General features: G+C 36.9%; 7 protein-coding genes and 1 pseudogene. All 8 read left to right on the forward strand.

The window, feature by feature from the left end:
* Positions 1 to 334 precede the first annotated feature (334 nt).
* Entirely contained in the window at positions 335 to 2248 is a 1914-nt protein-coding gene (mnmG, locus tag QZ562_RS18315; protein WP_293763421.1) for a tRNA uridine-5-carboxymethylaminomethyl(34) synthesis enzyme MnmG, read from the forward strand.
* Positions 2248 to 2904: a 16S rRNA (guanine(527)-N(7))-methyltransferase RsmG gene (gene rsmG, locus QZ562_RS18320; RefSeq protein WP_293763424.1), complete on the forward strand. Its 657-nt coding sequence runs from the start codon at positions 2248 to 2250 to the stop codon at positions 2902 to 2904. The genes mnmG and rsmG overlap by 1 nt, the downstream gene beginning before the upstream one ends.
* 75 nt (positions 2905 to 2979) lie before the next feature.
* Positions 2980 to 3762, forward strand: coding sequence for a ParA family protein (locus QZ562_RS18325; protein WP_293763427.1), 783 nt, complete (start codon positions 2980 to 2982; stop codon positions 3760 to 3762).
* 40 nt (positions 3763 to 3802) lie between these two features.
* Complete coding sequence (locus QZ562_RS18330) at positions 3803 to 4672, forward strand: ParB/RepB/Spo0J family partition protein (protein WP_293763430.1); 870 nt, start codon at positions 3803 to 3805, stop codon at positions 4670 to 4672.
* A 252-nt stretch (positions 4673 to 4924) separates the two neighbouring features.
* Complete coding sequence (locus QZ562_RS18335; RefSeq protein ID WP_293763433.1) at positions 4925 to 5311, forward strand: ATP synthase subunit I; 387 nt, start codon at positions 4925 to 4927, stop codon at positions 5309 to 5311.
* 99 nt (positions 5312 to 5410) lie between these two features.
* Positions 5411 to 6244 (forward strand): F0F1 ATP synthase subunit A, encoded by an 834-nt coding sequence (gene atpB, locus QZ562_RS18340; RefSeq protein WP_293763436.1) that lies wholly within the window; start codon positions 5411 to 5413, stop codon positions 6242 to 6244.
* Positions 6245 to 6303: 59 nt separating this feature from the next.
* Positions 6304 to 6525: a F0F1 ATP synthase subunit C gene (gene atpE, locus QZ562_RS18345; RefSeq protein ID WP_293763439.1), complete on the forward strand. Its 222-nt coding sequence runs from the start codon at positions 6304 to 6306 to the stop codon at positions 6523 to 6525.
* Between the two features lie 46 nt (positions 6526 to 6571).
* Positions 6572 to 6663, forward strand: a pseudogene (locus QZ562_RS18350) (F0F1 ATP synthase subunit B); the annotation flags it as partial.

Raw genomic sequence — 6663 nt, forward strand, 5'->3', positions numbered from 1 at the left:
CCATTGAATAAAATTACCTCAAAAACACCCTGTGGATAAAAGACATACTTACACCCAACTTATACATATTTGATCAAGGATTACACACATACTTTACTTGCTTGTAACTTATTGAACTATAATAAAAATAATGACTTACCAACAGAAAAGTGGCTGCTTAATAATAGTAATAATAAACAAAGATCTAAAAGATCTTATAAATACTAAGGGATCCACAAACACTAATTGAGTAGTTTTTAAGCATTTTACTTACGCTAAAATCTATATAGAATGTGCCTCCCATTTTATGTGCATGACAATGATCATATTGATCATTTAGCTTTAGAGGAAAATCATGTTTTATCAACAACATTTCGACGTCATCGTCGTCGGTGGTGGCCACGCCGGAACAGAAGCTGCGTTAGCATCTGCACGCATGGGTTCAAGTACTCTTTTGCTAACACACAACATTGAAACGCTTGGACAAATGTCTTGTAATCCAGCAATAGGCGGAATTGGAAAAGGCCATCTAGTCAAAGAAATAGACGCGTTAGGCGGTGCTATGGCCATAGCAACTGATAAAGCTGGAATCCAATTTAGAACTCTGAATTCAAGTAAAGGTCCAGCTGTAAGGGCCACACGAGCTCAAGCAGATAGAACACTATACCGAATTGAAATTCGTAAAATCGTTGAAAATCAGGAAAACCTTACTTTGTTTCAACAATCTTGTGATGATCTGATCGTAGAACAAGATCGTGTGGTTGGTGTTGTGACACAAATGGGCCTTAAATTTCATGCCAAAACAGTTGTGATCACTGTAGGCACATTTTTAGGTGGAACCATACATATTGGTATGGAAAACCATAAAGGAGGCCGTGCTGGGGATCCTCCGTCGATTGCGCTGGCACAAAGGCTTCGTGCATTACCTTTTCGAGTTGATCGTTTAAAAACAGGAACACCGGCAAGATTAGACGCACGGACTTTAAATTTTGATGTAATGCAAAAACAGCATGGTGATACACCAGTTCCAGTTTTTTCATATATGGGAAAAGCTAGCGATCATCCTCAACAAATACCTTGCTACATCACACATACGAATGAAAATACTCATGATATTATCCGTGGTGGATTAGATAGATCCCCTATGTATACTGGTGTAATAGAAGGTATTGGACCAAGATATTGTCCTTCAATTGAAGATAAGATTCATCGTTTTGCAGATAAAAAGTCACATCAGATATTTGTTGAACCAGAAGGATTAAACAGTATAGAAGTTTACCCGAATGGGATTTCTACAAGTTTACCATTCGACGTTCAAATGGAATTTGTTCGCTCTATCATCGGTTTTGAAAATGCACACATTGTTCGTCCAGGCTATGCAATTGAGTATGATTTCTTCGATCCACGTGATCTTAAACAAACTTTAGAAACCAAATTTATCAATGGTTTATTTTTTGCTGGTCAAATTAATGGCACCACAGGTTATGAAGAAGCAGGTGCGCAAGGTTTGATAGCTGGCGTAAATGCAGCTCTACAAGTTCAACAGAAAGAAGAATTTATATTGCGTCGTGATGAAGCCTACATGGGAGTACTTATTGATGACTTGTCTACTATGGGTACTAAGGAACCTTACCGTATGTTTACCAGTCGTGCTGAATACCGCCTATTGTTGCGTGAAGACAACGCTGATATTCGATTGACGGCCAAGGGTTATGCTATTGGCTTAGTGGATGAAAATAGGTGGAAGGCATTTAATCAAAAATTAGAAGCTATTGAATTGGAAAGACAGAGGCTTAGATCAACTTGGGTATATCCATCGCATGGATCAACTGAAGCGTTAAATGAATTGTTAAAAAATCCAGTTACCAAAGAAAATACATTAGAAGATTTAATAAGACGACCAGAGATGACTTATAAAATATTAATGCAAATAGAAGACTTTGGACCGGAGATTGATAACAAGCAAGCTGCTGAACAGGTTGAAATCCAAATTAAGTACGCGGGTTACATAGAACGTCAAAAAGATGAAATAGCCAAAACGTTACGAAACGAAAATACGTTGATTCCTATGAACTTTGATTTTAGTCAAATTTCAGGTTTAAGTAATGAAGTGGTGGCTAAGTTATCAGATTCCCGCCCAGAAACGATTGGAAAAGCGGGTAGAATATCAGGCATAACTCCAGCAGCAGTATCACTTTTATTGGTGTACTTGAAAAAACATGGCTTATTAATTGGTACTAGCACTCATCAAACTAAAATTTCAGCCTGATGAGTAACGAACACATTCTAGAAAACGAACTATTAGGTGTACTCGCAAATAGTCTGAAAAATAGTGATTTGGTTGTTACTCAGGGACAACAAAAACAACTAATTAATTATGTGCTGTTAATGCATAAATGGAACAAAATTTATAATTTAACATCTGTGCGAGACCCGCGACAAATGGTTATCAAACACATTGTAGACTCAATTGTTGTCGCACCCTTCCTAGATAAAGGCTGCTACATTGATGTCGGTACAGGCCCTGGATTGCCGGGTATACCCCTTGCAATTATGTGTCCAGATAAACATTTTGTTTTACTCGATAGTTTAGGCAAACGTGTTCGGTTTATGAAACAAGTTGCCTATGAACTAAAAATAGATAATATCCAGCCAGTACAATCAAGAGTTGAAGATTTTGTCCCAGATGTAAAAATTGATGGAGTATTAAGTAGGGCCTTTGCTTCATTAAAAGATATGTTGCACTGGTGCCAACATCTGGTAGATTCTCATGGTGTTTTTCTTGCGTTGAAAGGTCGACTTCCCACCAATGAACTTAAGGAGTTACCTGTGGGATTTGTGCTACAAGAAACAACTAAACTAAACGTGTCGGGCCTTGATGGTGAACGTCATATTGTCAAAATTAAAAGACAATCAGTTAAATAGAAGCTATTCCTTCGACATTTATAAAATAAGTGTCTTTTCTATCCAAGCTTTCTAAATACAAAGTGGACAAATATTTTGGGCAAAATCATTGCAATTGCTAATCAAAAAGGTGGGGTAGGTAAAACCACAACTGCTGTTAACGTAGCGGCATCAATGGCGGCCACAAAACGTAAAGTTTTATTAATTGATCTGGACCCTCAAGGTAATGCAACTATGGGCAGCGGTGTAGATAAATATAACGTTGAAAATACTTGTTACGAATTACTGATTGAAGAAAAACCTATCGAAGAAGTGTTAATTAAGGAAACATCAGGTAAATATCATCTCATTGCAGGAAATAGTGACATTACTGCGGCAGAAATTAAACTAATGGAAGTGTTTGCTCGTGAATTGCGATTACGTAATGCATTAGCACCCGTTAAAAATTATTACGATTATATTTTTATTGATTGCCCACCTTCGCTAAATCAGCTCACAGTAAATGCCATGGCTGCAGCAGATTCTGTTTTGGTGCCTATGCAATGTGAATATTATGCACTCGAAGGACTAACTGCCTTAATGGACACCATTAAAAAACTTGCTTCCGTGGTCAATCCACGTTTAAAAATCGAAGGTGTTTTACGGACAATGTACGATCCTAGAAATAGGCTTGCTAATGATGTATCGGCTCAACTAAAACGACATTTTGGTGATCAAGTATACAGGACTGTTATTCCTAGGAATGTGCGATTAGCAGAAGCACCTAGTTTTGGCTCACCAGCTATGTATTATGATAAATCGTCTACAGGTGCGAAAGCCTACCTAGCCTTAGCAGGTGAAATATTAAGACGCGAAAAAGCCAATAAAATAACTAAATAAAATTAGTGTTAATAATAAAATGAACAATATAGAGGACGACATGTCGGCTAAAAAAAGGGGTTTAGGGAGAGGTTTGGACGCATTATTAGCAACCAGCCAAGCTGGTAAGAGCAGCGATTCAGAGTTACCTGAGAACCAAGGAGAATTACAAAGAATTCCTTTGGAATTTTTACAACCGGGTAAATATCAACCGCGCAAAGACATGTCATCAGATGCTCTCGAAGATTTAGCATCCTCTATCCGTTCTCAAGGGATTATTCAACCTATTGTTGTGCGTCAAATTTCTGAAAATAAATATGAAATAATTGCAGGTGAAAGACGTTGGCGCGCAGCTCAAATAGCACAGTTAGATGTTATTCCTTGTCTAATAAAAGATGTACCAGATGAATCAGCAGTAGCTATTGCTTTGATTGAAAATATTCAACGTGAAGACCTCAATGCAATGGAAGAAGCACAAGCACTCGATCGCTTGATGGTTGAGTTTGAACTCACTCATCAAGAAGTAGCGACTGCAGTTGGTAAACCAAGAACAACAGTGACTAACTTATTACGTTTAAATAATTTAAATGATGACGTTAAATTATTGCTAGAACATGGCGATATTGAAATGGGGCATGCCAGGGCCTTATTAGCTTTGCAAGGTGATGCCCAAAATCAGGCTGCACAAATTGTTTCAGGCAAAGGAATGACGGTACGAGACACAGAAAATCTAGTACGACGTCTACTAGAACCTACAATCGAAAAAGAGCCGACAAAAAAGGATCCTGATGTACAGCGATTGCAAACAGAGTTATCTGAAAATCTTGGAGCACCGGTAAATATTGCTCACAATGCTAAAGGAAAAGGTAAGGTAGTGATTAACTTTTCTAGCCTTGATCAACTGGATGGAATTCTAGGCCATATTAAGTAGATTAATCTATTATAACAAAGCTAAATGTCGAGCATAACAACTTCCTATTTTAAACAATTAATAAAGTATGTTGAGATTAATCACAACAAAGCGATATATAAAACACTGGAAATTATTAATCCCTACAAAAACAAAGGCTACGTGGGTAAGTTCATCTTAGCAATTTGTGCACCAAATTAGACATTAGTGTTGTAAAATGGCTATAAAAAAGTATAATTCCGGCGCTTTTTGTTTGGTTTCGAAGACAACGAGGTGAATTTGGTAAATAAGCTTGCTATAGAAGGTAAAGAGCTAGCCTTTAAAGTGTTCTTTTATCAAAGCATCGTCGTAATTTTTATAACTATTACAGTTTTGATTTTTTTTGGAAAATTTACTGCATTTTCATATTTTTATGGCGGTTTAGTTAACATAATAACAAGCGGCGTATTTGGATTTTTTGCTTTTAGGTTTTCTGGAGCCAGACAAAATAAATTGGTGGTAAAGAGTTTCAGCCGAGGAACAAAGTTAAAGTTATATATAACGTTGTTGATGTCTGTTGTGGCTTTTTCAGTGTTGGGTCTTGAGCCTGCTCCACTTTTTATAGGTTTTATGGTGAGTAACGTCTGTCAATGGGCAGCAATGTTATACACAAAAAAATGATGTAACACATAAAATAATAAGTTGATTGAATACGAATTAATTTATTTCGGCAGTAAATGTCCTTTAAAGAATTTTAAATTACTACAATTGGGTTAATCAATGGCATCTGAGATTACAACGTCAGAATATATTAAACATCACTTAACCAACGCTTCTATGTGCAATACCGAAAATGGAATTGCATTTAATAAAGCATGTGCAGACGCTGGTTTTTGGACTTGGCACGTGGACACACTTGCATGGTCTATAGGATTGGGTATTTTATTTTTATGGTTTTTCCGCTCGGTTGCGAAAAAAGCTAGCTCTGGTGTTCCAAATAAAACACAAGCATTTGTAGAAATAGTGGTCGGTTTTGTAAACGAAAACGTGACCAGCACATTTCATGGGAAAAGCGCTTTAATAGGTCCACTTGCACTAACAATTTTTTGTTGGGTAATATTAATGAATATGATGGACTTGGTACCTGTTGACATTTTACCGAGTATAGCCGGTATGGTTGGAGAGTATGGATTCGGTATGGATCCTAAAGATGTTTATATGAAGGTAGTTCCTACCACTGATTTAAACGTGACGGCAGCGCTTGCTCTTGGTGTGTTCTTTCTTATTTTGTATTATTCAATCAAAATGAAAGGTTTTCGTGGTTTCACAAAAGAAATGACAATGACACCATTCAATCATTGGGCATTCATTCCCGTTAATTTTATGATTGAATCAGTTACATTATTAGCACGACCCTTTTCATTGGCATTACGTTTATTCGGAAATTTATATGCCAGTGAATTGATATTTATCTTGATAGCTACTGTCGGTTTAATGCAATTACCCTTGCACTTTGCTTGGGCAGTGTTTCACTTGTTGGTACTACCTTTACAAGCCTTTATTTTTATGATGTTAACCATAGTATATTTAAGCTTAGCTAGTGAAAAACACTAGAGGTTTGCAAAACACTTTTTTACTTTTACTTTAAACTTTACTAAAACTCGGAGATTTACATGTTATATATCGCAGTTGCTATAATTGTTGGTTTGGCTGCCATAGGTACGTCCATTGGTTTCGCCCTACTAGGTGGAAAATTCTTAGAATCTGTTGCTCGTCAACCAGAACTAGCAGGCTCATTGCAAACTAAAATGTTTATTGTTGCAGGTCTTGTTGATGCAATCCCAATGATTGGTGTTGGTCTTTCTATGTACCTATTGTTTGCTGTTGGTGCTTAGTTGTCAGCCTTCATTTTTAGCAAACATTTAATTAGGAGGTTCGGTCGTGAATGTTAACGCCACTCTAATAGGTCAATTAATTGCATTTATGTTCTTTGTTGGGTTCTGCATGAAGTATGTATGGCCTCCAATAATAGC

The organism is uncultured Paraglaciecola sp. (assembly GCF_913058035.1).
In the GTDB taxonomy this organism is placed as follows: Bacteria; Pseudomonadota; Gammaproteobacteria; order Enterobacterales; family Alteromonadaceae; genus Paraglaciecola.